Origin of the sequence: Erysipelatoclostridium sp. DFI.2.3 (assembly GCF_019132535.1) — a bacterium.
Classification (GTDB): Bacteria; Bacillota_I; Bacilli_A; order Erysipelotrichales; family Erysipelotrichaceae; genus Clostridium_AQ; species Clostridium_AQ innocuum.
Map to the genome: position 1 here is coordinate 231,767 of NZ_JAHOOJ010000001.1, position 24,150 is coordinate 255,916.

General features: G+C 48.9%; 26 protein-coding genes and 1 pseudogene. 25 read left to right on the forward strand and 2 right to left on the reverse strand.

What is annotated here, in order from left to right; genetic code table 11:
• Positions 1–3: 3 nt before the first annotated feature.
• The gene (locus tag KSZ58_RS01205) at positions 4–387 is read left to right on the forward strand and encodes a TnpV protein (protein ID WP_119251489.1); all 384 of its coding nucleotides are present in this window, start codon (positions 4–6) and stop codon (positions 385–387) included.
• On the opposite strand, the gene KSZ58_RS01210 is transcribed toward KSZ58_RS01205, so the two are convergent.
• Together KSZ58_RS01210 and KSZ58_RS01215 are read right to left on the reverse strand one after the other, a co-directional pair.
• Positions 359–1,933, reverse strand: coding sequence for an IS1182 family transposase (locus KSZ58_RS01210; RefSeq protein ID WP_227160599.1), 1,575 nt, complete (start codon positions 1,931–1,933; stop codon positions 359–361). The genes KSZ58_RS01205 and KSZ58_RS01210 overlap by 29 nt on opposite strands.
• 129 nt (positions 1,934–2,062) lie before the next feature.
• Positions 2,063–2,911: a helix-turn-helix domain-containing protein gene (locus KSZ58_RS01215; RefSeq protein WP_055271594.1), complete on the reverse strand. Its 849-nt coding sequence runs from the start codon at positions 2,909–2,911 to the stop codon at positions 2,063–2,065.
• A gap of 341 nt (positions 2,912–3,252) precedes the next feature.
• Here KSZ58_RS01215 and KSZ58_RS01220 point away from each other — a divergent pair, with 341 nt between their 5' ends.
• From KSZ58_RS01220 to KSZ58_RS01335, 24 genes and pseudogenes are all read left to right on the forward strand, one after another.
• A complete protein-coding gene (locus KSZ58_RS01220) occupies positions 3,253–3,546 on the forward strand; it encodes a hypothetical protein (RefSeq protein ID WP_002594258.1) in 294 nt (97 codons plus the stop codon).
• Complete coding sequence (locus tag KSZ58_RS01225) at positions 3,530–3,835, forward strand: hypothetical protein (RefSeq protein WP_055271589.1); 306 nt, start codon at positions 3,530–3,532, stop codon at positions 3,833–3,835. Before KSZ58_RS01220 ends, KSZ58_RS01225 begins: the two co-directional genes overlap by 17 nt.
• 425 nt (positions 3,836–4,260) lie before the next feature.
• A complete protein-coding gene (locus tag KSZ58_RS01230) occupies positions 4,261–5,505 on the forward strand; it encodes a serine/arginine repetitive matrix protein 2 (protein WP_118437749.1) in 1,245 nt (414 codons plus the stop codon).
• Positions 5,506–5,520: 15 nt separating this feature from the next.
• Complete coding sequence (locus tag KSZ58_RS01235; RefSeq protein ID WP_004612786.1) at positions 5,521–6,207, forward strand: CHC2 zinc finger domain-containing protein; 687 nt, start codon at positions 5,521–5,523, stop codon at positions 6,205–6,207.
• Complete coding sequence (locus KSZ58_RS01240) at positions 6,167–7,525, forward strand: virulence-associated E family protein (protein ID WP_118359278.1); 1,359 nt, start codon at positions 6,167–6,169, stop codon at positions 7,523–7,525. The genes KSZ58_RS01235 and KSZ58_RS01240 overlap by 41 nt, the downstream gene beginning before the upstream one ends.
• Positions 7,526–7,791: 266 nt before the next feature.
• The gene (locus tag KSZ58_RS01245) at positions 7,792–7,959 is read left to right on the forward strand and encodes a hypothetical protein (protein ID WP_004612784.1); all 168 of its coding nucleotides are present in this window, start codon (positions 7,792–7,794) and stop codon (positions 7,957–7,959) included.
• A 71-nt stretch (positions 7,960–8,030) separates the two neighbouring features.
• Positions 8,031–9,683 (forward strand): recombinase family protein, encoded by a 1,653-nt coding sequence (locus KSZ58_RS01250; protein ID WP_118263090.1) that lies wholly within the window; start codon positions 8,031–8,033, stop codon positions 9,681–9,683.
• A gap of 113 nt (positions 9,684–9,796) precedes the next feature.
• Positions 9,797–10,636, forward strand: coding sequence for a ribonuclease III (locus KSZ58_RS01255; RefSeq protein WP_118437747.1), 840 nt, complete (start codon positions 9,797–9,799; stop codon positions 10,634–10,636).
• Positions 10,633–11,220, forward strand: a complete 588-nt coding sequence (locus tag KSZ58_RS01260) for a hypothetical protein (RefSeq protein ID WP_004613375.1) — start codon at positions 10,633–10,635, stop codon at positions 11,218–11,220. Before KSZ58_RS01255 ends, KSZ58_RS01260 begins: the two co-directional genes overlap by 4 nt.
• Positions 11,221–11,294: 74 nt before the next feature.
• Positions 11,295–12,407 (forward strand): hypothetical protein, encoded by a 1,113-nt coding sequence (locus KSZ58_RS01265; protein ID WP_117505369.1) that lies wholly within the window; start codon positions 11,295–11,297, stop codon positions 12,405–12,407.
• Positions 12,408–12,490: 83 nt separating this feature from the next.
• Positions 12,491–12,949, forward strand: coding sequence for a hypothetical protein (locus KSZ58_RS01270; protein WP_195384494.1), 459 nt, complete (start codon positions 12,491–12,493; stop codon positions 12,947–12,949).
• Between the two features lie 30 nt (positions 12,950–12,979).
• A complete protein-coding gene (locus KSZ58_RS01275; protein WP_195384493.1) occupies positions 12,980–13,567 on the forward strand; it encodes a hypothetical protein in 588 nt (195 codons plus the stop codon).
• A gap of 40 nt (positions 13,568–13,607) precedes the next feature.
• Positions 13,608–14,813, forward strand: a complete 1,206-nt coding sequence (locus tag KSZ58_RS01280; RefSeq protein ID WP_195384492.1) for a hypothetical protein — start codon at positions 13,608–13,610, stop codon at positions 14,811–14,813.
• A 69-nt stretch (positions 14,814–14,882) separates the two neighbouring features.
• The gene (locus tag KSZ58_RS01285) at positions 14,883–15,428 is read left to right on the forward strand and encodes a hypothetical protein (RefSeq protein WP_015540992.1); all 546 of its coding nucleotides are present in this window, start codon (positions 14,883–14,885) and stop codon (positions 15,426–15,428) included.
• A gap of 30 nt (positions 15,429–15,458) precedes the next feature.
• On the forward strand, positions 15,459–15,932 hold the full coding sequence (locus KSZ58_RS01290; protein ID WP_004613369.1) for a GNAT family N-acetyltransferase: 474 nt from the start codon (positions 15,459–15,461) through the stop codon (positions 15,930–15,932).
• Between the two features lie 212 nt (positions 15,933–16,144).
• A pseudogene (locus KSZ58_RS01295) lies at positions 16,145–16,420 on the forward strand (type IV secretory system conjugative DNA transfer family protein); the annotation flags it as partial.
• A gap of 28 nt (positions 16,421–16,448) precedes the next feature.
• Entirely contained in the window at positions 16,449–16,676 is a 228-nt protein-coding gene (locus tag KSZ58_RS01300) for a hypothetical protein (protein WP_005946702.1), read from the forward strand.
• 96 nt (positions 16,677–16,772) lie between these two features.
• Positions 16,773–16,988, forward strand: a complete 216-nt coding sequence (locus KSZ58_RS01305; protein ID WP_002566673.1) for a Maff2 family mobile element protein — start codon at positions 16,773–16,775, stop codon at positions 16,986–16,988.
• 71 nt (positions 16,989–17,059) lie between these two features.
• Positions 17,060–17,923 carry a VirB6/TrbL-like conjugal transfer protein, CD1112 family gene (locus tag KSZ58_RS01310; RefSeq protein ID WP_005946756.1) on the forward strand — a complete coding sequence of 288 codons (864 nt, stop codon included), beginning with the start codon at positions 17,060–17,062 and terminating at the stop codon, positions 17,921–17,923.
• 21 nt (positions 17,924–17,944) lie between these two features.
• Positions 17,945–18,508: an MT-A70 family methyltransferase gene (locus KSZ58_RS01315; RefSeq protein ID WP_117485246.1), complete on the forward strand. Its 564-nt coding sequence runs from the start codon at positions 17,945–17,947 to the stop codon at positions 18,506–18,508.
• Between the two features lie 6 nt (positions 18,509–18,514).
• Positions 18,515–18,964, forward strand: coding sequence for a PrgI family protein (locus KSZ58_RS01320; RefSeq protein WP_003509300.1), 450 nt, complete (start codon positions 18,515–18,517; stop codon positions 18,962–18,964).
• Positions 18,867–21,272 (forward strand): VirB4-like conjugal transfer ATPase, CD1110 family, encoded by a 2,406-nt coding sequence (locus KSZ58_RS01325; protein ID WP_006060478.1) that lies wholly within the window; start codon positions 18,867–18,869, stop codon positions 21,270–21,272. Before KSZ58_RS01320 ends, KSZ58_RS01325 begins: the two co-directional genes overlap by 98 nt.
• Positions 21,269–22,189 carry a DNA cytosine methyltransferase gene (locus tag KSZ58_RS01330; RefSeq protein WP_117485244.1) on the forward strand — a complete coding sequence of 307 codons (921 nt, stop codon included), beginning with the start codon at positions 21,269–21,271 and terminating at the stop codon, positions 22,187–22,189. The genes KSZ58_RS01325 and KSZ58_RS01330 overlap by 4 nt, the downstream gene beginning before the upstream one ends.
• On the forward strand, positions 22,177–24,132 hold the full coding sequence (locus KSZ58_RS01335) for a C40 family peptidase (RefSeq protein ID WP_217752580.1): 1,956 nt from the start codon (positions 22,177–22,179) through the stop codon (positions 24,130–24,132). Before KSZ58_RS01330 ends, KSZ58_RS01335 begins: the two co-directional genes overlap by 13 nt.
• The last annotated feature ends 18 nt before the right edge of the window (positions 24,133–24,150 follow it).

Genomic DNA, 24,150 nt, shown 5'->3' on the forward strand with positions numbered 1-24,150 from the left:
GCTATGAAGAAATTGAAAAAGCATATCCATGATGACAGTAACGGTCTGGACTATGTTCTGGTCGGAGACTACTATATTCCAGACTTACAGCTGCCGGAGGAAAGCCGCCCAATCGGACGGTGGGGACGGATGCACAGGGAATATCTGCAAGAGTATTGTCCCGACCGGTACAATGAATTGCTTCTGTCTGGAAAGCTGTGGACATATCTTGCCGATCTGGATGAGCAGGCACAGAACCGTCTGGATTGTATCATTGCCCAGATAAAAGAAACAGAGGGAGTCACGGAGGAATTGAAAGCAAAAGACCAGCTTGCATGGGTCGGTCACATGAACAGCATACGCCACCGGGCAGAGGAAGTCATTCGGTCTGAGATGATTTTCGTCTGAGAAGGTGGAAAAACTGAGGCCATTCACTTTTATAGTGGATGGCCTCAGACTGTAGACAAAGTTGGTGCTGGGATTGTTTCCAGCACCACTTTTCTACATATAGCGATTCTTCTACCAAAAATCTTAAAAAACCAAAGAATTCTGGTGTTTTAGATGCCCTGTTTTCCAGAATTCTGGCCAGTTTTTTCAGATTCATGCAGGCAAATGTAAGCCCCGCTTTCAGTTCCATCCGGGCTTTTCCAATATACTGGGTATAACGAAATCCATGCTGTTCCTTCGCTGTTCCAAAAATCCGTTCGATTGTTTCTTTCCTTAGTTCATAAATCTCTTTGTTTCCAAGAGTATGGCGGATATCTTCTGCCATTTCCATATACTCTTCCCAAACATGACGCATGACCACTTTCACATGATTTTTACTTTCCGTACATTTATGGATACTTGGACACTTGGTACACACTTCTTGGCAACTCTGATATTCTTTATATCCATCCCGGTTCGTTGTCCGATAAGATAATATTTGATTTTCCGGGCATAAGTAACAATCATAATTCTCGTCATATACATACTCGTATTTACGAAAAAAGCCATCCTTGGTCATGGGCCTTTTGTATGGAAACAATGGTTCAATTCCATTCATCAACAATTCACGAGCAATCGCCGGAGTTCGATAACCTCCATCCGCTACAAGCATCGCAGGACAATAATCCTTTATCTTATCATAAAGAGGTTTAAAGGTTCGGCTGTCATGTTCGTTTCCTGGATGAACGCTATAACCGAGAATCCAACCATGTTTATCGCAGGCTGTTTCTACTGCGTAGGCAAAAACATGCTTATGTTCCCCTTTACGAAACCATCCGCTTTCCGGATCGGTTGTACTGCACTTCTGTGTTTTTGCTCCTTCAGCAATCTCCTCTTGAGAATCCGCACAGCCTCCGCCGCCGGAGGGTGGATCATTCCGGTTTTTTTCCTTCAACGGTTTCTTCCCATGGGCTTCCCGGTCTTTTGTGATTTCTTTCTGGAGTTCTTCTTCATACCAGAGTGCCTGTTCATGGGCAACCCGTTTTCTCATTTTTTTGCTGTTTGCACATGCCTTAACATGAGTGGAATCTACAAAAATCTGCTCCGTATCTACCAGGTTGAATTTCATGCAGTCTTCCAGTATCTTTGCGAAGATCTGCTCAAAAAGATCGGTATCTTTAAAACGGCGAGTATAATTCTTCCCGAAGGTAGAAAAATGAGGAACCGGATCCATCATATCCAGACCCAGAAACCAACGATACGCAGCATTTACTTCGATCTCCCGAATCGTCTGCCTCATACTTTTAATTCCGTAAAGGTATTGGATAAAAGGGATTTTGATCAGCATAACTGGATCCATGCTCGGTCTTCCATTATCAAGGCAGTATTTTTCCTCTACAAGATCATAAATAAAATCCCAGTCAATGGCTTTATCAATTAAACGCAGCATATGGTTTTGTGGAACCATGTCATCCATACAGAACATGATCATTTGCTCTCGTTTCTTATCTGCATTCTTAGTCATCATAAAAAACACCGCCTTTCTGATAACCCCATTATACCAGAAAAACGGTTATAAATGTAGAAAAGCCCGGCTTTTGCCGGGACTTTGTCTACAGTCTGAGGCCATTCACTTTTATAGTGGATGGCCTTTTTGCTACCTGCGCTTTTTCTTTTTTGGCATATAATACGGCTGTGACTTGGCTTTTCCCCGCATATTGTTTGGGTTTTTAAGCAGTTTGGACAGGCTCAGTATCCGCAGAAAAGCCGAAAAGTCCTCGGATGAAATTTTTTCAAAAGGAATCTGCATTTTATCACAGAACTCATGGATCATAGCTTCTGTGTCGGTTCCCATCTGTATGGCCTGTTCAAAATTCTCTTTGACCTCATCCAGTGTTGGCTGTGGGTCGGCTGTGGTCTTGTCTTTCAAATGGGCTTCCCGTATATCCCGGACAATGCTGTCCAGATCATCATGAAGGATATGGCTGTAAAAATCGTTCTCCTGTACCTGACCCAATTCCAGCGTCCGCATATACAGATCATTTTCTCCAGGTGCGTGTTCTTTAAGAATGGTCTGCCGGGTAGCTTCCAGAATCAGATTCATCTGGTTCACCCGCATATCAGCGAGCTGGTCAATAAAGATTTCCATATCAACCATCAGCCGCAAAAAATTTGGATGAGTCGCCAGTTCACAAAGCAGGCGGTTGTTGATCTTTCCGCTGCTCAAAAGTTCCACCATAGCGTCACTCAGATGCAGAGCTTGAAGCTCCGTGTTTGGGTGATTTTTATTTTCTGACACGCCCATCAGATAATCAGTGGACACTCCGTAAAACTTTGCCAGTGTCGCAATCGCAAATGGGCTGATGTCTTTGTAGTCATCGCTCTCATATTTCCCCAGTGCCGACTTAGACAGGCCGGTCTGTTCTGCCAGCTGTTCCAGCGTCAGGTGCTTATCCACCACTCGCAGGTCTTTGAGCCGTTCCGGGATTGACAGTTTTGTGTACATCAAAGCACCTCCTTGCCATCGGTTTTTGTTTTTCATTATAGCACATTTCCGAGAGCGTGGAAATATGCGGTTTTCATGTGTTTTTCCTGCGTCTTGGACATACGGGAGCAGCCCTCTTTTTTCGGTAAACTGGTTCTTGTCAGGAGACATAGAACCTTGAAAAATGAATGACCGACTGCAAGGGGGACGACCTCCGGGGAAGTGACGCCACGATAAGAGCGCACCAAAGAGGACAATACGCTGGGAGAGAATCCGGGCAGGAATATTTTGCAGACAGACCGGCAGACAGAAAAATAAACGATGCGGAACATACCGCATCAAATGAATGGAGGTAGATCATTATGAAACTGAATATGAAGGAAAAGAAAATTCTTTACGCTTACGCCTGCCCCAGCCATCACAACACAGTGACAAGGCTGAAATGGCTGACAGCATTGACTGTTGACCCGGAGGCGAAAAGCCAGATGCTTCATCTTGCTCGTAAAATTGAGACAGAGACAGAGGAAAGGTGGTACGAAGCCTTTTACCATCATCTGCGTATGGAGATGGACGAATACCGCCGGATTAGACGCAGTCTGCGTGCGCTGAAAGCAAACACCGATTATGAGGAGGAACTGTATGAGGAAGCTGTCTAAATATGAAAAAGAAACCATCATCAACTGGAATGAGGGCGAGACGATTGCCAGTATCTACACCTTCAATGCCAGCTTGAAACGCAGACTGGAGGATTTCAGCCGGAAGTACCCTCTGCTGTGCCGCTTGGAACGCAGTACGCCGGAAGGTAGCGTGACCTATGTGATGGACAAGTCACGACTTTCGATCCGGCTGGTGCCGCCGTACAGCGAAGAACGGCTGGCAGCTGCAAGGGAGTACGCAAAAGAGCATGGCTTTCAGGTCATACAGACAGAAGAAAAAATCGCTTAAAATGAGGGCGATTTACGAAAAAATATCGGGTCTGCACCCGCTGTTTTGATCGGCAATTTCCGCAGGCGTATTCTGTATCCACTTCTCGCCTATGGGCGTAAATGTACGGATACGGAGCCGGTGAAACTGGCAAAAACCGCTTCTGCGGTGAAGGCCAGCTTCGCCGGTGCGGGAGTACAGAGGGCAGCCAGCCCTTTGTGCCGGGGTGCAGGGGCGGCAGCGCACTGCTGGGGTCAAGGGGCAATGCCCATTGGCGGGTTGAGGGCAGCCAGCCTCATCGGGTCAAGGGTGAAACGCCTTGCCCAGGGAAAGTTGATGCCTGCGTCAACTTATACTGGGTATTACCTGACGCAAAACTTCGCAGGTCTGGCGGCTTTGCCGCCCTCCCCAGCCCAGAACATCTTTGCAGGAAGGAGGAAAAATGTTTGAAATTAACAAGACACAATGGACGATCTGGGAAGCATGGCACTTACAATCCCCGGCACAATGACCGTCGGTTCGATGTAGAAAATAGCGAACACATTGACGCTGAGCGTGCCAGACAAAATGTGTACTGGGACTGTTACCGGGGCTTTACCACCCACGACTTTCGGGAAAACCCAGAGCAGCCGGATTTCAGCTTTGAGGAAATTGAACGGATGTATTACTACGAGCATTATGCCGACCATGTCAATGCTCAGAACGCCCGGAACGAGAAAACCCGGCACATTGAGCGCAATCGCACTGTGGATGATCTTTTGAAAAATAACAAGACCTGTCCAGAAGAAAGCATCTACCAGATCGGCACTATGGAAGAATCCGTTCCGCCAGAGACTTTAGCGCTCATTGTCAGTGAATTTTATGAGGAATTTGAAAACCGTTTCGGTTCTCATATCCACATTTTAGACTGGGCGCTCCATCTGGATGAAGGAACTCCGCACATCCATGAGCGCCATGTATTTGACTGTGAAAATCGGTATGGAGAGCTGTGCCCCCAGCAGGAAAAGGCGTTGGAGGAACTGGGTATCCCTCTCCCTAAACCGGAACAGCCAAAAGGAAAGCACAATAACCGGAAACAGACTTTTGATGCAGTCTGTCGGATAATCTTATTTGACGTTGCCAAACGGCATGGGCTGCATCTGGAACAGGAGCCGTCTTATGGTGGGCGTGACTATTTGGAAAAGCAGGATTATATCCTGATGAAGCAGAAGGAGCAGCTGGCGACACAGGAACAAAAGCTGGAGGAACTGACGCTAAAAATTGAGGATGTAGAAACCTTGCTGGAAGATGTTTCCGGTGCAGCCTATGACAAGGCGGTGGAGGTTGTGACCGACAAGGTTCGGGAACAAACCCAGCTTGAAGATATGGAAGTAATTGAGAAATATCGAAAGAGCGTGGTATCGCCCAATGCCAAAAATTCGCCAGAAGTTGTGAAGATAGCGAACACTCTGCTGAGTAGGGTGCGAGAAAAATTACAGCAGTCTGCTGAAAAAGTTCTCAAAAAGGTACAGGCGGTGCTGTTAAAACCGGAGGTCAAACAGGCTGGCAAAGAGCAGATCAAAAATAAAGCCAGAAAATCCATTAAGGAGAAGCTGGCACAAGGCAAACTGGACGCTGATCGGGAGAACCGGGAGCGCTGGGAGCGTGAAGGACGGATTGCTCCAACAAGAAAACAGGATATGGAATTGTGAGGCATCTGATTTTCTATGGAAACCGGATGCCTTTTGCATTGTTTGGAGGTGGAAGAAACGAATGTATTTGAAGCAGTAAAACAGTCTGTTACCACAAGGCAGGCTGCTTTGGTTTATGGAATTTCAGTAGGACGCAACGGGATGGCTTGTTGCCCGTTTCACGATGACAGGCATCCCAGCATGAAGGTGGACAGACGGTTCCATTGTTTTGCCTGTCAGGCAGATGGAGATGTGATTGATTTCACTTCCCGTCTTTTTGGACTAAGCAGTAAAGAAGCTGCCTTAAAGCTGGCAGAGGACTTCTCAATCAGCTTTGACCGCAAAGGCCACGATCCGCCACAAAAGAGAGTAATCAAAAGAAAAATCAGCGAGGAAATGCGATACCGGCAGGCAGAGCAGAAATGCTTTCGGGTGCTGTGCGACTACCTGCGTTTGCTGGAACGATGGAAAGAAGAATATGCGCCCAAACAACCGGAGGATGACTGGAATCCTTTGTTTGTGGAGGCTCTGCACAGGCAGCCATATATCGAATATCTGTTGGATCTTCTTCTGTCTGACAGCATAGAAGAACGAGCTTTTGTAGTTGCGGAGTATGGAAAAGAGGTGAGGAAAATTGAACAGCGAATATCAGAGTTTATCGCCAGCCACCCAGCAGGCTGTGATGAGCGCAGCCGAAGCCATAGCGCCGGAACAGAGCGTTGATAAGGTGCGGCAGAGCCTTTCTGTTACCGACAAGGGAAAAACAGCCAACACCATCGACAACTGCCGGATTGTGTTCTGCTGCGATCCACTCCTGCGGGATGCCATCCGGCTTAATCTCCTGACAGACCGGGTAGACATTGTACAGGACTTGGGCTGGCGCAGGAATACCAGCGCTCTGACGGATACTGATGTGAAATATCTTCTCCTCTATTTTGAGAGAAACTATGAGCTGACCAGTGAGAAAAAGATCACGGCTGCCCTTTCTATCGTAGCAAACGAAAATTGTTACCATCCAATTCAGGATGTGCTGAACAGTCTTGTCTGGGACGGTACACCACGCATCCGATCCTGTCTGCACCATTTTCTTGGTGCTGATGAAAGTGACTATGTGGAAGAAATGCTGAAACATTTCCTGCTGGGTGCTATACGCCGGGTATTCCGTCCCGGTTCCAAATATGAAGAAATGCTTTGTTTGGTGGGCGGTCAGGGTGCCGGGAAGTCCACATTCTTCCGACTGCTGGCGATCCGGGACGAATGGTTCTCTGATGACCTGAAGAAGTTGGATGACGACCGGGTATTCCAAAAGCTACAAGGTCACTGGATCATTGAGATGTCAGAGATGCTTGCCACCAGCAGCGCAAAGAGCATTGAAGAAATCCGTTCCTTTATTAGCCGACAGAAGGAAACCTACCGGACACCTTATGAATCTCAGCCTAAAGACCGGCTTCGGCAGTGCGTGTTCGGTGGTTCCTCGAATACCCTGGACTTTCTGCCGCTGGATCGAGCCGGGAACCGGCGCTTTCTCCCAATCATGATTTACCCGGAGAAGGCAGAGGTTCACATTTTGGAGGACGAGGACGCTTCCAGAGCGTATCTGTTGCAGGTATGGGCAGAAGCTATGAGCATTTACCACAGCGGCAAGTATTCCATGAAATTCAGCAAGTCCATCCAGCGTCAACTGGTGGAGGTGCAGAAAGACTTCATGCCGGAGGACACCGAAGCTGGACAGATACAGGGATTTCTGGAACACTACACCGGAAACATGGTCTGCTCAAAACAGCTGTTCAAGGAGGCGCTGGGACATACCTTTGATGAGCCGAAGCGGTGGCAGCTCCACAATATCAATGAGATCATGAACACGGTCGTGACCGGTTGGAAGCCTTTTTCCAATCCCCGGATGTTTGCCGGATATGGCAGACAAAAGGGCTGGGAACGGGACACTTCCGGCAACGAACTACCCAGCAACGAAGGTGGATTTGTAGAACTGAGTGAAGAAGAATGCCGTCAGCTGGAACTTCCGCAGGAGTGGATCGCCTGACAAGGACGGTCTGTTGCCGGGATAGTTGCCAGTTGGTTGCCGGGTTCGTTGCTGATAAATTTATGGTTTTGATATGGAAAAAGCCCGTAAATAAAGGATTTTTATTATCTATCTATGTTTCCGGCAACGAAAGCAACGAGATTTTACAAGAAAATTTGAAAAGTAAGAAATCAGGGTCAGACGATAGTTTACAGGTTTTTTGATGTCCGTTGCCGGACTTCGTTGCCACAGCTACCGTCTGATCCCCTATTCTATGGAGGTAGCCTATGGAGAAAAACAAGAAGCAGAATAAAAAAGTCCAGTTTGTAGTGGTTCGTGAGTTTTCTGGGGACAAAACCATGCGGGAAGCCTTTGAGCAGCTGATCGAGCGTCAGACCTGCGAACACTTCGAGGAATGGTTAGAGCATCAGGAAATGGCACGAAAAGCGGCGTAAAGCAGTTGAATCATGGACAGGGGCATGGTATTATAATGGTATCGTGTCCCTGTTCATAGAAGGAGAACACTATGAGCAGGAAAAAACAAGTGAATCAGAAAATCACAGCCCTTTATTGCCGTATCTCTCTGGAGGATGGCGGCGATAATGAGAGCATGAGCATCAGCAACCAGAAACTTATGCTCCGGGACTTTGCCGAAAAAAACGGAATGTTCCAGTATGAGTATTATGTGGATGACGGTTATACAGGCCGCAATTTCAACCGCCCTTCTTTTCAGCGCATGATTGCCGATATTGAGGCGGGAAAGATCGGCTGCGTTATCACCAAAGACCTGTCCAGACTGGGCAGGAATTATATCGAAGCTGGCAGCTATATCGAAATCTTTTTCCCAAAACACAATGTACGCTATATCGCCATTACAGACGGAGTGGACAGCCTGACCCGTCAGGAAATGGACATTACGCCGTTTAAGAATATCCTGAACGATATGTACAGCCGGGATATTTCCAAAAAGGTGCTGGCAGGGCGTATGACCCGTTCCCGGCAGGGGAAGTTTTGTGGTGGGCAGCCGCCCCTCGGTTTGATGCGTGACCCGGAGGATAAGGGGCATTTGATCCGTGACCCTGAGACAGCACCGGTAATCCGAAAAATCTATGATATGGCGCTGGATGGCTGGGGATGTATGCGGATTGCAAAGCAGCTCATGGATGATAAAGTCCCAATCACCAGAGTAAAAAGTAACACAGAATGTGATGTAAATTACTATTCATGGGGAAGTGCAAGAATCAGCCATATCCTGCGGAATCCCTTTTATAAGGGCGCACATCTGGTCTGCCGGACACATCAGAAAGGGATTCGCTCCAACACCTATGATATTATCCCTCGTGAGGACTGGGAAATTATCGAGGATTGCCATGAAGCAATCATCTCCCCGGAAGAATGGGAGCAGGTGCAGGAAATCATTGACCGCAGACCAACCATTATGAAGGGCAACTCCTGCCCCTTTTATAACCTGTTCCACGGTATCATTTATTGTGCGACTTGCGGAAAGTCCATGCAGGTGCGGTATGAAAAGGTTGGCAGAACCGGAAAGAACCGTTTTACCGGCGAACAGCGGGAACCGATTGATAAGGCGTATTATATCTGCCAGACCTATAACAGGCTGGGCAAGAACGCCTGTACCAGCCACAAGATCGAAGCCAGAGATTTATACAATCTTGTGCTGAAAGATATTCAGGAGCTGGCAAAGACTGCGCTCAAAGATGCCGATGCTTTTTATCAGCGGCTGAGCAGCCGGATGGAGCGCCGGTATCTTCTGGACGCTTCCCAGACACAGAAGGAATGTCAACGACTGGAAAGCAGGAATTGTGAAATTGATGAGATGTTTCTGAGCCTATATACCGATAAGGCAAAAGGAATCTTGACTGAGCAGCGTTTTATGAAGCTGACAGCAACACTGGAGCAGGAGCAGGAAGCTAACCAGAAGCGCCTGCGAGACCTGCTGTTGATGATGCGCCACTCTGACGAACAGGAAAATGAAGTCCGCACCTTTATCAAAGAAATCCGGCGTTATGCAGCCATTGAAGAACTGGATGAAGCGGTGCTGAACCGGCTCATCAGCAAAATTTTGGTGGGCGAAGTCAAGAAGATTGACGGACAGAAGGTGCAGGAAGTCAGAATCGTTTATAACTTTGTCGGAGAAATCCCGGAGATTACAGCATAATCATTTCGCCTCATCTCTCAATCAGCGAGGGATGAGGCTTTTCTTTTTGTAAAATTGCAATAGATATATTCATAATTTATTTACAATTAAATTCCTAGCCGTACAGCAGAAAAATGATGACGAAAGATCATGCAAATGCTATAATGTTTGCATATAGATATGACAATTTGACCATATCGGAATCTTTATTCAAACAGATGATTGGAGATATTGCTATTATGAGAAATCCATGGCCAATTTTCAGCATTGCGGCTCTCTCCGGAGCTGCGTGCTTGATTTATGATCACTTTTTTTCTTACGAGACTATGTGGATTGCTGTTGTAGTGTTCCTTGTGCTGCTGGCTCTATGCTTTTTCGCATATTGCAAATATGAACACTGGCTGGCAAAGAAACTTAACCCCTATGTGGTGGCATATCAAAGCGATCACAACCTTGAGAATTTGAAACATGGATTGGATCGCTGGCGTCCTTGGGCACTCAGCAAGCATTCCAAAAACATCATTACAGCGAACTGGTTCTCCGCTCTGCTGGAACAACAGCGCTGGACAGAAGCGGAAGAAACTTTGGAGCAGTTTTTGCATCGAGCAAAAAATACGCAGGATAAACTGGGGTATCACCTACTTCGTGAAGATTACGCAAGGGCGATCGGAGACACTGAATTAGAGAAGCAGGAACGACTTCTAAGCGAACAGCTAAAAACCCAGCTTGGAAATAAAAAGGGAGAATCAAGAATACCCGCAAGCGCCAAAGAGAGTAAATATGCTTTCTTTTGCTGGCTCTCTTTCAGCGTTGGTCTGGCACTGTTCGGAATCATCAGCAATATCGCCACCGGGGACTCAATCCTTGGATCGTTTGGAGCCGGAGTTTTTATTTTGGGCTTGTTCTCGTTCCCAGTCTGCTTGATCTGGCTGATTCTCTGGTTGATCCGGCGCAGAAAGGAGGCTGCTAAATGACTTATATCCTCCCGGTACTCTATGTAATTGTGTCTTATACATTCTTTCTTTTGGCAGTTCATTTTGGCAATGCAATCACATTGCAGATAGTATCGATCCTTCTGCCCTTTATTATGGGGATCGTCAATTTGATTGTTGTGCTGACCGTAGGAAGAAAGTGGTCGAGAAAAACATTGCTGAACTGCACTTTGATTATCAAGTATGGACTAATCCCGTTCTACCTGATCGGAGGGAGCATCACTGTATATGTAACGCTGATGGCATTCTTCCCATTGCCGCTGATGGCGTTGTTCGGACTGGTAACCATTGTTTTTTTGATTTTGGGATACGGGATTCTATTAGGGGCAGCTCCCTATGCTATCGCTTATCTGATAAAGTCATGCAAAGACGGCATACATCCGAAATGGTTGGCGGTTTTAGCTGGAATCTGCCAGTTCTTCTTTTCCTTTGATGTACTTGCAATGATGGTTCTGACATTAAAGGAGCGGCACAGGGTCAAAACGACGATTGCCGTTTTCTGTGCAATGTGTCTTGCGCTCCTGCTTATCGTACTCTATGTGGTCATGACGCTGATAGGGGCATAATCGACCTTTATATAGGATATGAGTTGTTCATACATAAAACAAATTTGATAGAATCGCAGAAAGGATTTACGCTTATGAAAAAACAATGGATTGCTTTACTGACAGGATGTGTGCTGGTATGCAGTATGCTGGCCGGATGCGGCTCAAAACCTCAGACATCAGCTCCGGCAGCTGCGGGCAGCGATAAAGGCTGTACGGATGAGGCCATTCTGTCTCAGCTGAAAAATGACGGGACACCTGAGTTCGTACTGGATGGTACTTACTATACGCTTCCTTTGGAAACTTCCCAGCTGATACAAGCCGGCTGGAGTTTGGAAACGGAAGAATATGATGCAGCAGAGGTTTCTCTGCAACCCGGCGAGCGTATTTATGGGGAACTTTCCAAAGACGATCAGGAAATAGATGTTGCAATCGTAAATGCCGGGACAGAGCCATGCAAGCCTGCTGAGGGCGGAACGGTGGTAGAACTGGAATACTCTGCCGATAAGGATCAACCAAATCCTGATTTCTTTGTAACGCTCAATGGGATCAACTGTGCGATGTCCAACGCAGCTTTACAAAAGGCGCTGGAAGGTGTAGACGGATATGAACTGAATTCCGCAGGAAATATCGACATCAATCGTACTGTTGATGATGATGAAATTGCTGTTTATAAAGTCATTCTGGATGATGACTACACAGCAATCACGCTTGCTTCGGACAATGTTTTTGAATACAAGGATTATCAGCCGCAAGAGGTAAAAGAACAGGCATCTAATGAAAAGATTGCCGCTTACAAGGATACTACAAAAGCCGAGATGGAGCCGTATGCTCAGGATTTCAATGCGATCATCGAGGGATATGAAGAAAATATGGTCGTTGGATTTTACAGTGAAGGTACTATTTGGGGCGAAGAAGTCGGTGAATATAAATCTATTGCCGGAACGCCACTCGCTACGGATGTGTCTCTCTATATCGCAGAGGATACAACCGGCCAGCTCTACTGTATTTCTAACCAGCTTTTGAATGAAGATGGTACTGTAAGCACTGCCATTGAGCTTGAGGAAGGCGATCAGGTCAAGGTTTGGGGTTATGCTTCACAGTATCTGGAATTGCAGGAAGGTCTGAAAATCGTCGTGGTTCAGCCTGGTATCATTGAACGCAACGGCGAACTGGTGATCCTGGACGAAAATTTGAAAGTAGACTAATGCTTTTGAAGAACGCCGGGTGCATATATCAAAGGATTGCATCCGGCGTTCTCAACTTAAAACAATAATCAGGAGGAACAATTATGCTTACAATGAATGAAAAAGATAAAAATGAAATGCTGGAAGCCATTTTGAACGAAAGCGAAGCCTATCAGTGCAAGTTATGGGCAGTCATCATGGCCGGGGCTGATACCTATGCACTAATTGGGGGACTTTCTACACTGACGGGGGGTGCTGCCGCTGCATTGGGCGCACTGAGCAATGCTTACTGCTATATGGGAATTACCGAGAAACACCTGAATATGGTCATTGTAAATTCCGTCAATGTCTCCAAAATTGAAAACCGGCTTTCTCTGCCCCTAAACAGCATAACAAAGGCAGAGGTCAAGGGTGGGTTGCTGCCCGGAAGAAAAGTCGTAATGCTGCATTTTGGAAAAGAGAAAATGAAAATTTCTTTGATGAACAATGCGATTGGCTCTGATATTCAGGGGCAGAAAGAAAATGTTGAGATGTTCTGCCAGATTGTTTCCAAACTCGGATAACCCGTATTATAAAGCGAGAGGAATCAGAGCATGAAAAAAATCTTAATTGTGTTATTAGCTATGGTGCTGCTCCTTGCTGGATGCGGTAAAAATGGGACTTCATCGCCACAATCTCCCTCTGATGAATCTGTGGCGGATCAGCAGGAACCTTCTTCTTCCGAAACCGAAATATCATCTGAAGATTATGCGATTCCCGGAAGTTATATCGTCCCGGATGGATGGGAGAAATCTGAGAAGCATTCTACTAATTCGCAGATTTTCTATATAGAGGAAGGCCACGAAAATGATGAAAAGCCGGACAACATCTCCATCCATGTAGGAAAGAACAAATATAGTCTGGATGAGCATGAGCAGTTTCGGGATGCGATCGTCCAACAGATTTTGATGCAGCTGGATGGTATTGAAGCACAACTGAACGGGGATGGAACCTATACCGAGCAGGGGGATCTGCTTTATATCTTTACTATCGACGAGGGCGATATTGTCACCACGCAATACTATATTGTAAAGGATTACGGGTTCTGCCTGATCCAGCTTACAAATTTCAGCGGATCAGAAACCACGGAACAGGCCGCCAGGGACATGGTAGATAGCTTTGTTTGGGATACAGAAGGATAAATTGATACAGGAACCGTGATTTTATAGGAAAACGACGAAGATGGAGAAACGAAAACTTTCAGGAAAAACAATTTTGAAGCTGGTAGGGGCACTTTTGGCTTTGGCTTATTTGGGATTTTGCCTCTATGCAGGTATTACCGGGAAATTTCCGAATATGCACAGAGTCGAACATGTGATGCGTTTTGGCGACCTTAAAAACTGGGTGTCCGGCGGAATATCGGCTGTGATGATTTTTGCCCTGTGCATTACTTCTGCTTTCAATGACCTAAATCTCCAGAAGGGACGCAAAAAATCATTTTTACCACTTTTTCTCACCATGATTCTGCCCATTATCCTTTTACTGCTTTTGGAGTCTTATCTGGATATTGGTTGGATCGGGATTGCCCTTTATGCCGGTATTGCAGTTTTTCTATTTGGCGTTGCATGGACTCCACAACTGTTGAATCAGTGGATCACCCGCCGACTTTTACGAAATGAACCGATGAGCGGCAAGCAACAAGTGCGGATCATTGAGTGGATTCATTTTCATCCACTGAAAAAGTTGCTGGTTTTCGGGTTGTGGGGCTTTGGCGTTGTACTGGTTCTGCGTGGCATCTGGGTAACGGCAACCGGGAAAATCGAAATGGATGGAGAGCTTTTTCTGTTTTTACTTGGCACAGCAGTTCTGGTTGTAGCGCTGTTTCAGAAAATGAGACGCTATATCTGCACGCCTTACCGGAACATACCGGTACTTAATCAGATTCTCAGCAAAAATCAGCTGGAACAGCTGCTGGATGGAGAACATTTTGAACCAATAGAGTTTGAAGATGAGGCCATGAAAAAGTATCTGGAAATTTACCGAAGCCAAAACTGGATGCTGATTGGCGGGAAGCTGCTCTCAAAAAAGCTGGCTTTATGGGGCACAATGAATCGGTCAGGAAACGATGCGTTCTTGAAGGTACTTTACCTTAACGGTATGACGGCCAAAGCGAAAGTCGATCTGGATATTCGAGGGGACCGGTACAAGGAGTTTACTGCTGTGCTGAAAGAATTGATTGGATACGAAGGCACACTTAAACTGGATGAAAAAGAAGAACAGCTGGCACAGAAATTTGCGTCCTTTTTCCCAGATCAAACTTCCGAACAGGAGCGTGTCGCTGCTTTTCTTTCTCAGGATGTGACAGCGATCCGGCAGGACTATATTCAGACCTTCTCCCCTCCGCCAGACCCCCGGAAGAAAAAGCGGAGTAGACGGGAACGGGAATAAAAGATTTTCTTCATTTTTCAATGGAGAACGGGTTACAAAGATAAATAGAATGTAACTTGGAGGTTACCTATGAACTATGATATGAATATGATTAAATACCGCAAAAATGGCTTTTTCAGAATTGCATCAGCTATTCTGATTATCTGTTTTACACTATTTGGCCTTACTGCTTGCACCGGTACTACTGACAGCAAAGATAATAACGATGATAATGCACTGATGCAAGGAACATGGGAAATAGATACCGGCTCTGGTGCTGGTTATAAATTCGTTGAAGATAAATTTATGTGGTTAAAATCCATCGAGGATATTAACGATAACTACTGGTACGGAGATGTTGAGTACTATAATGGTGCTGAAGCAATGGAAATGGCAGGACTAACCGATGACGAACTTCAAAGCAGCCTGTCAGGACTTAAACCCGAAAACATTTTTGTAACAAAATTAGATCCCGAAAAAATCATTACCGATGGTGAGGATAAAACTGCTACCAATATGAATGACCAAACATTATGGACTCGCTTATGGCTTATTGAAGAAAATGAGGACAATGTTGTTGCGGTAGTGTTTGATTTGGAAACTTTTAGTATGGAGAGCTACACTAAAGTTGAGTAAAAACCAGAAATTAGAATTTGGAGTAAACTTATGGACTATATAATACGAGAAATGAGAAGCGAAGAATACTGTTTATTAAGTGATTTTTTATACGAAGCGATTTATATTCCGGAAGGTATTGAACCTCCACCTAAATCAGTAATAGAATGTCCGGAATTACAAGAATATATCGTCGAGTTTGGAAATCGAAAACATGATAAAGCCTTAGTTGCAGAGATTCAGGGAAATGTAGTAGGAGCTATTTGGGTAAGAATTATGAATGACTATGGACACATTGATAATGATACTCCATCTCTTGCCATGTCTGTCTGCCCCCAATATAGAGGGTTAGGCATTGGAACTTCATTATTGAAACAATTATTACAAGTGGAAAGATTAGCTGGATATTCAAAAATATCCTTATCTGTTCAGAAAAGTAATTATGCAGTGAAGATGTACGAGAAAGTGGGATTTACTGTTGTTAATGAAAATAGCGAGGAATTTATTATGATTGTAAATCTATAACAGAAATTCCAGTTTGCATAACTGGCAACCCAACCACAATTAAATATTCACAGCTCTACTAAGCAGGAGATCCGAAAAGGTCTCCTGCTTTTTTGCACCCTAAATTAAATGTATCACAGCTAAAACTATCGAAAACAAAATAGGCAGATACCATAAAAGAAGTTTTTCTTTGGATAGTGCTTGTCTTTTTTGAATTCATCACTTGACATTGTGGCAAAGAGCTGATGAGCCAAGACGAAATTGCAACGATGGACGGAGGCAAGTGTATTTTGCAGGTGCGCGGCGTGAGGCCGTTTTTCAGTGAGAAATACGACATCACCCGCCACCCCCGCTATAAATACCTCTCGGACGCTGACAAAAAGAACACCTTTGATGTGGACAGCTACCTGTCGTCCCTGCGCCGGAAAAGGCGGCGCGTGATAACGGAGGACGAACCCTTTGACCTCTACGACATTGAGCTGTCGGAGGAAGATTTTTCCGCAGAATAAAGCGGCCATAGAGAAAGGAGCGTGACCGATGGGACACTCGGACGAATGGACATTTGCGGATTATTTCAAGTATGAGAAAGAAATCTACCGGGCAATCATTTCCGCTGCGGTGCTGTGCCAGTGGATCGCAGAACATGATACCCCGCCCACGGACGGGGAAGCCGAAGAACTTGCAAGGGAAATAGACCGCAGACTGTGTGAAGCATGGGGCGAAATTTTTTCGCTGGCTGTGCTGGAATGGCGGGACGGCCAGTAACTCCGGGCCGTCTGCGGATTGTGAGGCTGCCGCTGTGTACGGCGGCTTTTTTTGCACCCAAACACCATCACAATCTGAATTTATGGAGGTAAATTTATGGAATTTTTCAATAGTGCAGTTGATACTTTGCAGACCATCGTTGTGGGCCTCGGCGGAGCGCTTTGCGTATGGGGCGGCGTCAATCTTTTGGAGGGATACGGGGCGGACAACCCGGCGAGCAAGAGCCAAGGAATCAAGCAGCTTGTCGCCGGAGGAGGCGTTGCCCTGATCGGCATGACCCTTGTTCCGCTGCTGTCCGGGCTGCTGGGATAACCCCATGTGTGTTAGAAAACCCTCCGCGCCCTCTCTGATCTGGGAGGGCGCGGGAAAGGAGGTGTCCCCACATGATTGGTGATTTAATCGGGGAATGGATCAAAGGAATCCTGATCGACGGTATCATGGGCAACCTGTCCGGCCTGTTTAACACAGTCAATACCAAAGTCGGGGAAATCGCGTCGGATGTGGGCAGTACCCCGCAGGACTGGAACGGCGGCATTTTCTCCATGCTGCAAAACCTGTCCGAAACGGTGATCGTCCCCATTGCGGCGGCCATTCTCGCCCTTGTGATGTGCTATGAGCTGATCGACATGATCGTGGAAAAGAACAATATGCACGACTTCGACAGCTCCATGTTCTTCCGCTGGATTTTCAAAAGCGCCTTTGCCATTCTCATTGTGACGAACACATGGAATATCGTCATGGGCGTGTTTGACGCCACCCAGCAGGTCGTCAACCAAAGCGCCGGGGTGATTATCGGAGATACCAGCATTGATTTTGACACGCTGCTGCCCGATCTGGAAAGCCGCCTTGAAGCAATGGACATCGGGCCGCTGCTGGGCCTGTGGTTCCAGACCCTTGTTGTGGGGCTGACGATGAACATTCTTTCCATCTGCATTTTCCTTGTGACCTATGGAAGAATGATTGAAATTTACGCCGTGACCGCATTGGGGCCGATCCCCCTTGCCACGCTGGGCAATGCAGAGTGGCGCGGCATGGGCCAGAACTACTTGAAATCCCTGCTTGCGCTGGGCTTCCAAGCCTTTTTAATCATGGTGGTTGTCGGGATTTATGCGGTGCTGATCCAGCAGATCGGAACCGCCGACGACATATCCGGCGCGATCTGGGGCTGTATGGGCTATACCGTTTTGCTTTGCTTCTGTCTGTTCAAGACCGGCAGCATATCGAAAGCCGTATTTACCGCACATTGACAGACAGGAGGAATACCAACCATCGAGGAAACACAAAAGAAAACCTACAACATCCTTTACGCCGACCCGCCGTGGAGATATGAGTGCAAACGGACAGGGGCGGCGGAACATCACTATCCCACCATGAGCATTGACGATCTGTGCGCCCTGCCGGTGGAAACGCTGGCGGGAAAAGACTGCCTCTTGTTTTTGTGGGCGACTTTCCCACAGCTCCCGGAGGCGCTGCGTCTGATTAAGGCGTGGGGCTTTTCCTTTAAGACCGTGGCCTTTGTCTGGCTGAAATTGAACCGCAAAAGCCCCACATGGTTTTACGGACTGGGCTATTGGACGAGAGGAAACGCGGAAATCTGCCTGCTTGCCAAGCGGGGCCATCCCAAGCGTTACTCCAAAAGCGTCCATCAGTTTATCATTTCCCCGGTGGAGGAACACAGCAAGAAACCAGACATTACCCGCGAGAAAATCATAGCCCTTGCGGGCGACCTGCCCCGCGCAGAACTGTTTGCCAGACAGAAAACCCCCGGCTGGGATGTGTGGGGCAATGAATTGGACAGCGATTTTTCCCTGTCCGTACCAGAAACGAGGTGACTTTTTATGGCTTATGTAACTGTCCCCAAGGATTTAACCAAGGTCAAATCCAAGGTAGTATTCGGGCTGACGAAACGCCAGCTCATTTGTTTTGGCGGTGCGCTGCTGGTAGGCGTCCCGCTTTTCTTTTTGATCCGGGGCCGCGTCCCGACCAGCGCGGCGGCGCTCATTATGGTGTTTGCCATGCTGCCGGGCTTTCTGCTGGCGCTTTACGAAAAACACGGCCAGCCCCTTGAAGTGGTGGTGCGCCAGATCGTCGAGTGCTGCTTCATCCAGCCCAAGGAACGGCCCTATCAGACCAACAACGCTTATACCGCCCTTGTGCGGCAATCCCAAATGGAAAAGGAGGTCAACGCCATTGTCCAAAAAGCAAAAGAACGAAACGAGCGCAAAAGCGCCGGTCAAGCTCACCCGCGCCGAAAAGAAAGAGATTCAGGCCGTCATCCGAAAGTATAAGGGCGACGGCAAGCCCCATTCGGCACAGGCCAGTATTCCCTATGAGGCCATGTATCAGGACGGCGTATGCCGGGTAACGCCCCGCACCTTTTCCAAGTGCATTGAGTTTACGGACATCAGCTACCAACTGGCGCAGGCGGACACCAAGACCGCCATCTTTGAAAACCTGTGCGACCTCTACAACTATCTGGACGCCTCCATTCATGTGCAGTTTTCCTTTATCAACCGCAAGATCGACCCCAAGCAGTACGCCAAGAGCTTTGAAATCCGGGCGCAGGGGGACGACTTCGACGACATCCGCAGCGAGTATTCCGACATTTTGCAAGACCAGCTTGTGAACGGGAACAACGGCCTGATGAAGCGGAAATTTATGACCTACACCATCGAGGCGGACAGCCTGAAAATGGCCCGCGCCAGACTGCGCCGGATCGAAACCGACCTTTTGGGCTATTTCAAGAGCATGGGGGCCTCCGCGTGGGGACTGGACGCCAAGGAACGGCTGGAAGTCATGCACAGCATTTTCCACCCGGACGGGGAGCCGTTTTCTTTTGACTGGAAGTGGCTTGCCCCGTCGGGGCTTTCCACCAAGGACTTTATCGCCCCGTCCTCGTTCCGCTTCGGCAATGCCCGGATGTTCGGGCTGGGCGGCAAATACGGGGCGGTGAGCTTCCTGCAAATTCTCTCCCCGGAGCTGTCGGATGAAATGCTGGCCGACTTCCTCAACACAGAAAACGGCATTGTGGTGAACCTCCATGTGCAGGCCATCGACCAGAGCGACGCCATTAAGACGGTCAAGCGCAAGATCACCGACCTTGACGCCATGAAGATTCAGGAACAGAAACGGGCGGTAAGAAGTGGTTACGACATGGATATACTTCCCAGCGACCTTGCCACCTACGGGCAGGACGCCAAGGAGCTACTAAAGACCTTGCAGAGCCGGAATGAAAGGATGTTCCAGCTTACCTTTTTGGTGCTGAACACCGCAGACACCCGGCAAAAGCTGGAAAACGATGTGTTCTGGGCTGCCGGGATCGCCCAGAAGTACAACTGCTCCCTTGTGCGGCTGGACTACCAGCAGGAACAGGGGCTTATGAGCAGCCTGCCGCTGGGGGCCAGCCACATCCAGATTGAACGCTCCCTGACGACTTCCAGCGTGGCCGTGTTCGTCCCCTTTGTGACGCAGGAGCTTTTTCAGGGCGGCGACGCCATGTATTACGGGATCAACGCCAAAACCGGCAACATGATTATGCTCGACCGCAAACGGGCGAGGTGTCCCAACGGGCTAAAGCTGGGGACACCGGGAAGCGGCAAAAGTATGAGCTGTAAATCAGAAATTTTGAGCGTGTTCCTCTGCACCCCGGACGATGTGTATATCTGTGACCCGGAAGCCGAGTATTACCCCCTTGTGAAGCGGCTGCATGGGCAGGTGGTGAAGCTGTCGCCTACCAGCAAAAACTATGTGAACCCGCTGGACATCAACCTGAACTACTCCGAGGATGAAAACCCGCTGGCCTTGAAATCCGACTTTGTGCTGTCGTTCTGTGAGCTTGTCATGGGCGGCAAGAACGGGCTGGAAGCCATTGAAAAGACGGTGATCGACCGGGCGGTACAGGTGATCTACCGACCTTATCTGGCAGACCCCAAGCCGGAAAATATGCCCATCCTTGCAGACCTGCACAAAGCCCTGTTAGACCAGCATATCCCGGAGGCCGACCGGGTGGCGCAGGCCCTTGACCTGTATGTGTCCGGCAGCTTAAATGTGTTCAACCACAGAACCAACATCGACATTCAAAACCGCATTGTGGCCTTTGACATCAAGGAACTGGGCAAGCAGCTAAAGAAAATCGGTATGCTCATTGTCCAAGACCAGATTTGGGGGCGCGTCACCCAAAACCGCAGCAAGGGCAAGGCGACATGGTATTTTTGTGATGAGTTCCATCTACTTTTGCGAGAGGAACAGACGGCGGCCTTTTCCTGTGAGATTTGGAAGCGTTTCCGTAAGTGGGGCGGGATTCCCACAGGTGCAACGCAGAATGTAAAAGACCTGCTTTCCTCCCCGGAAATTGAGAACATTTTGGAAAACAGCGACTTTATCTGCCTACTCAATCAGGCCAGCGGCGACCGCAAAATCCTTGCGGAACGGCTGAACATTTCACCCCAGCAATTACGGTATGTGGACAATTCCGAACCCGGCGAGGGGCTTCTCATTTACGAAAATGTGATCCTGCCCTTTAAGAACCCCATCCCGAAAAACACCCAGCTCTACCAGATCATGACGACCCGGTTAGGCGAGGGGGCGACGGTATGAGCGCCTTAACACATTTCAGCCTGTTTTCCGGGATCGGCGGGATCGACCTTGCGGCGGAAGCCGCAGGGTTTACCACCGTATGCCAGTGCGAATGGGCGGATTTCCCGATGGAAGTTTTGAAAAAGCACTGGCCGCAGGTACCAAAATTCCGGGACATTACCACAGTGACAAAGGAGGCATTTTTTGAAAAAACAGGACGAGAAACCACCACACTTATTTCCGGGGGATTCCCCTGCCAGCCCTTTTCCAGTGCCGGGAAACAACGGGGATTTGAGGACGAACGGTATTTATGGCCCGAAATGCTCCGCGTTATCCGGGAACTGCACCCCTCTTGGGTGCTTGGAGAAAATGTTGCTGGCTTCATCCATCTGGGGCTCGACAAGACGGTTTTTGACTTGGAGCAGGCAGGCTACGCCGTTAGGGTTTTCGTACTTCCTGCTGTCGCCGTCGGCGCATGGCATGAGCGCAAAAGAACTTTCATCATCGGCCATGCTGCTTCCCACGCCCCTTGCCAGCGACACGGGGGATGTGGGGAAAACTGTCGATGTGCGGATGACCCCGACTGGGAGCTTCCGAAAATACAATCCCAGCGGAACCGTATGGACGGCGCGGCTGTCATGGGCGGTTTACAAACTGCTGGGCAGCCCGCCGGGGGATGTGAAACTGAATCCCGACTGGGTGGAATGGCTGATGGGATTCCCCCGGAGATGGACGGACATTCCATGTGGGCCAAAGAACCGGCGCAAATCCCGTACTTAATCAGCGACCCACCGGCGAATGTGGCAAAGCGGTTAAAGACTTTGGGAAACGCAGTTGTTCCCCCGCAGGTGTACCCCATCCTGCGCTATATTGCAGAGATTGAAACCGGGCGCTGCCGGAACAGACAGCAAGGAGGTGATCGGATATGGAACCCTTAAAACCCCGCGACAAGGTAACGCAGCACATGACCCGCGACGGCCTGACACTGGATAACCAGACCACCGGCGAAAGCGTCAATGTGTCCAGCCGGGAGGCCGAGCAGGAATACACCGCCCAGCCGGAGGGCGCGGCGGAAAAAATACTGGAACGGGCGGACGAACTGCACGACCGCCACAAGGCAAAGAAAGCGGCCAAGGACGCCGGGGAAACCGTGGCGCAGGCCACCGGCCCTGTTTCCCGGTTGCAGTTTACCGCCGAGGAACGGGCCTCCCCGGAGTTGGCCCCGTATATCAAAAAGGCAGAAAAACGGGCGGATCAGCTGGAAGCAGCCAAAGAAGCCTTGCCGAAAAAGCGTGTCGTCACCAAGGAAACCGTTTATGACGAGGCCAAGGGCAAGGCCAAAAGCAGGCTGTATTTTGACAAGGTGGAGAAATCCCCTCCCCAGCTCAAACCAAACCCGGCCAGCCGCCCCATACAGGAAGCCGGGCTTTACCTCCACGGAAAAATCCATGAGGTAGAACACGAAAATGTGGGCGTGGAGGGCGGCCACAAGGGGGAGGAACTGGCGGAACGGCAGGCGGGCCGCATGATCCGCAGCGGCGTCCACCGCCACAAGCTCAAACCCTACCGGGCCGCAGCCAAGGCCGAGCGAAAGTCCATCGCCGCCAACGCCGAGTTTGCGTATCAAAAATCCCTGCGGGACAACCCGGAGCTGGCGCAGGCGACCAAGAACCCCGTTTCCCGCTTCTGGCAGAAACAGCACATCAAGCGGGAATATGCCAAGGCAGCAAGGGCGGCGGGCCAGACCGCACAGGGGGCGGCAAGCACCGCCAAGACCACGGCTGCCGCAGCCAAGAAAGCCGCAGAGAAAAGCAGACAGGCCGCGTCCTTTGCCGCCCGGCACTGGAAAGGGGCGCTGATCGTCGGCGGCGTAGGCCTTATGCTCCTGCTGGTGATGGGCGGCTTGCAATCCTGCACCGCCATGTTTGGCAGCACCGGGACGGGCCTTGCCGCCACCTCCTATCTCTCCGAGGACAGCGATATGCTGGGAGCCGAAGCCGCCTATGGCGCGCTGGAAGCAGACTTGCAGCACGAACTTGACAACTACGAAAGCCTGCACCCCGGTTATGACGAATACCGTTTCGATCTGGACGAGATCAAGCATGACCCCTATGTGCTGACCTCCATCCTCTCCGCGCTGCATAACGGCGTGTTCACTTTGGGGGAGGTACAGGGCGATCTTGCTATGCTCTTTGAAAAACAGTACATCCTGACCCAGACCATCGAAACGGAAACCCGCTACCGCACCGAAACGAGGACGGACAGCGAGGGAAACACCTACACCGTGGAAGTACCCTACACTTACTACATCTGCAATGTGAAGCTGGAAAACTTTGACCTGTCCCACCTGCCCATCTACATTCTCACCGAGGAACAGATGGGCTTTTATGCTGCCTATATGCAGACTTTGGGCAACCGGCCAGACCTGTTCCCCAACGGCAGCTATCCCCACGCCTCCACCCCGAAAGAGCCGACCTACTATGAAATCCCCCCGGAGACGCTAAAGGACGAAGCCTTTGCCGCCATGATCGCCGAGGCGGAAAAGTATGTGGGCTATCCCTATGTGTGGGGCGGCAGCTCCCCAAGCACCAGCTTTGATTGTTCCGGCTTCATTAGCTGGGTTATCAATCATTCCGGCTGGAATGTGGGACGCCAGACGGCGCAGGGGCTTTACAACATCTGCACTCCCGTTTCCCCGGAGCAGGCCAAGCCCGGCGACCTTGTATTTTTCGTCGGCACTTATGACACTGCCGGGATGTCCCATGTGGGGCTGTATGTGGGAAATTCGGTCATGCTGCACTGCGGAGACCCCATTTCCTACACAAACCTCAATTCAAGCTACTGGCAGCAGCATTTTTATTGTTACGGGCGGTTGCCTTAAACGCCAGAAAGGAGTAAA

Coding starts and splice junctions, on each gene's coding strand:
- KSZ58_RS01205 (WP_119251489.1), top strand. CDS start 4: ATGAAGAAATTGAAAAAGCATATCCATGATGACAGTAACGGTCTGGAC.
- KSZ58_RS01210 (WP_227160599.1), bottom strand. CDS start 1,933: ATGATGACTAAGAATGCAGATAAGAAACGAGAGCAAATGATCATGTTC.
- KSZ58_RS01215 (WP_055271594.1), bottom strand. CDS start 2,911: ATGTACACAAAACTGTCAATCCCGGAACGGCTCAAAGACCTGCGAGTG.
- KSZ58_RS01220 (WP_002594258.1), top strand. CDS start 3,253: ATGAAACTGAATATGAAGGAAAAGAAAATTCTTTACGCTTACGCCTGC.
- KSZ58_RS01225 (WP_055271589.1), top strand. CDS start 3,530: ATGAGGAAGCTGTCTAAATATGAAAAAGAAACCATCATCAACTGGAAT.
- KSZ58_RS01235 (WP_004612786.1), top strand. CDS start 5,521: ATGGAAACCGGATGCCTTTTGCATTGTTTGGAGGTGGAAGAAACGAAT.
- KSZ58_RS01240 (WP_118359278.1), top strand. CDS start 6,167: ATGAGCGCAGCCGAAGCCATAGCGCCGGAACAGAGCGTTGATAAGGTG.
- KSZ58_RS01245 (WP_004612784.1), top strand. CDS start 7,792: ATGGAGAAAAACAAGAAGCAGAATAAAAAAGTCCAGTTTGTAGTGGTT.
- KSZ58_RS01250 (WP_118263090.1), top strand. CDS start 8,031: ATGAGCAGGAAAAAACAAGTGAATCAGAAAATCACAGCCCTTTATTGC.
- KSZ58_RS01255 (WP_118437747.1), top strand. CDS start 9,797: ATGATGACGAAAGATCATGCAAATGCTATAATGTTTGCATATAGATAT.
- KSZ58_RS01260 (WP_004613375.1), top strand. CDS start 10,633: ATGACTTATATCCTCCCGGTACTCTATGTAATTGTGTCTTATACATTC.
- KSZ58_RS01265 (WP_117505369.1), top strand. CDS start 11,295: ATGAAAAAACAATGGATTGCTTTACTGACAGGATGTGTGCTGGTATGC.
- KSZ58_RS01270 (WP_195384494.1), top strand. CDS start 12,491: ATGCTTACAATGAATGAAAAAGATAAAAATGAAATGCTGGAAGCCATT.
- KSZ58_RS01275 (WP_195384493.1), top strand. CDS start 12,980: ATGAAAAAAATCTTAATTGTGTTATTAGCTATGGTGCTGCTCCTTGCT.
- KSZ58_RS01280 (WP_195384492.1), top strand. CDS start 13,608: ATGGAGAAACGAAAACTTTCAGGAAAAACAATTTTGAAGCTGGTAGGG.
- KSZ58_RS01285 (WP_015540992.1), top strand. CDS start 14,883: ATGAACTATGATATGAATATGATTAAATACCGCAAAAATGGCTTTTTC.
- KSZ58_RS01290 (WP_004613369.1), top strand. CDS start 15,459: ATGGACTATATAATACGAGAAATGAGAAGCGAAGAATACTGTTTATTA.
- KSZ58_RS01300 (WP_005946702.1), top strand. CDS start 16,449: ATGGGACACTCGGACGAATGGACATTTGCGGATTATTTCAAGTATGAG.
- KSZ58_RS01305 (WP_002566673.1), top strand. CDS start 16,773: ATGGAATTTTTCAATAGTGCAGTTGATACTTTGCAGACCATCGTTGTG.
- KSZ58_RS01310 (WP_005946756.1), top strand. CDS start 17,060: ATGATTGGTGATTTAATCGGGGAATGGATCAAAGGAATCCTGATCGAC.
- KSZ58_RS01320 (WP_003509300.1), top strand. CDS start 18,515: ATGGCTTATGTAACTGTCCCCAAGGATTTAACCAAGGTCAAATCCAAG.
- KSZ58_RS01330 (WP_117485244.1), top strand. CDS start 21,269: ATGAGCGCCTTAACACATTTCAGCCTGTTTTCCGGGATCGGCGGGATC.
- KSZ58_RS01335 (WP_217752580.1), top strand. CDS start 22,177: ATGGAACCCTTAAAACCCCGCGACAAGGTAACGCAGCACATGACCCGC.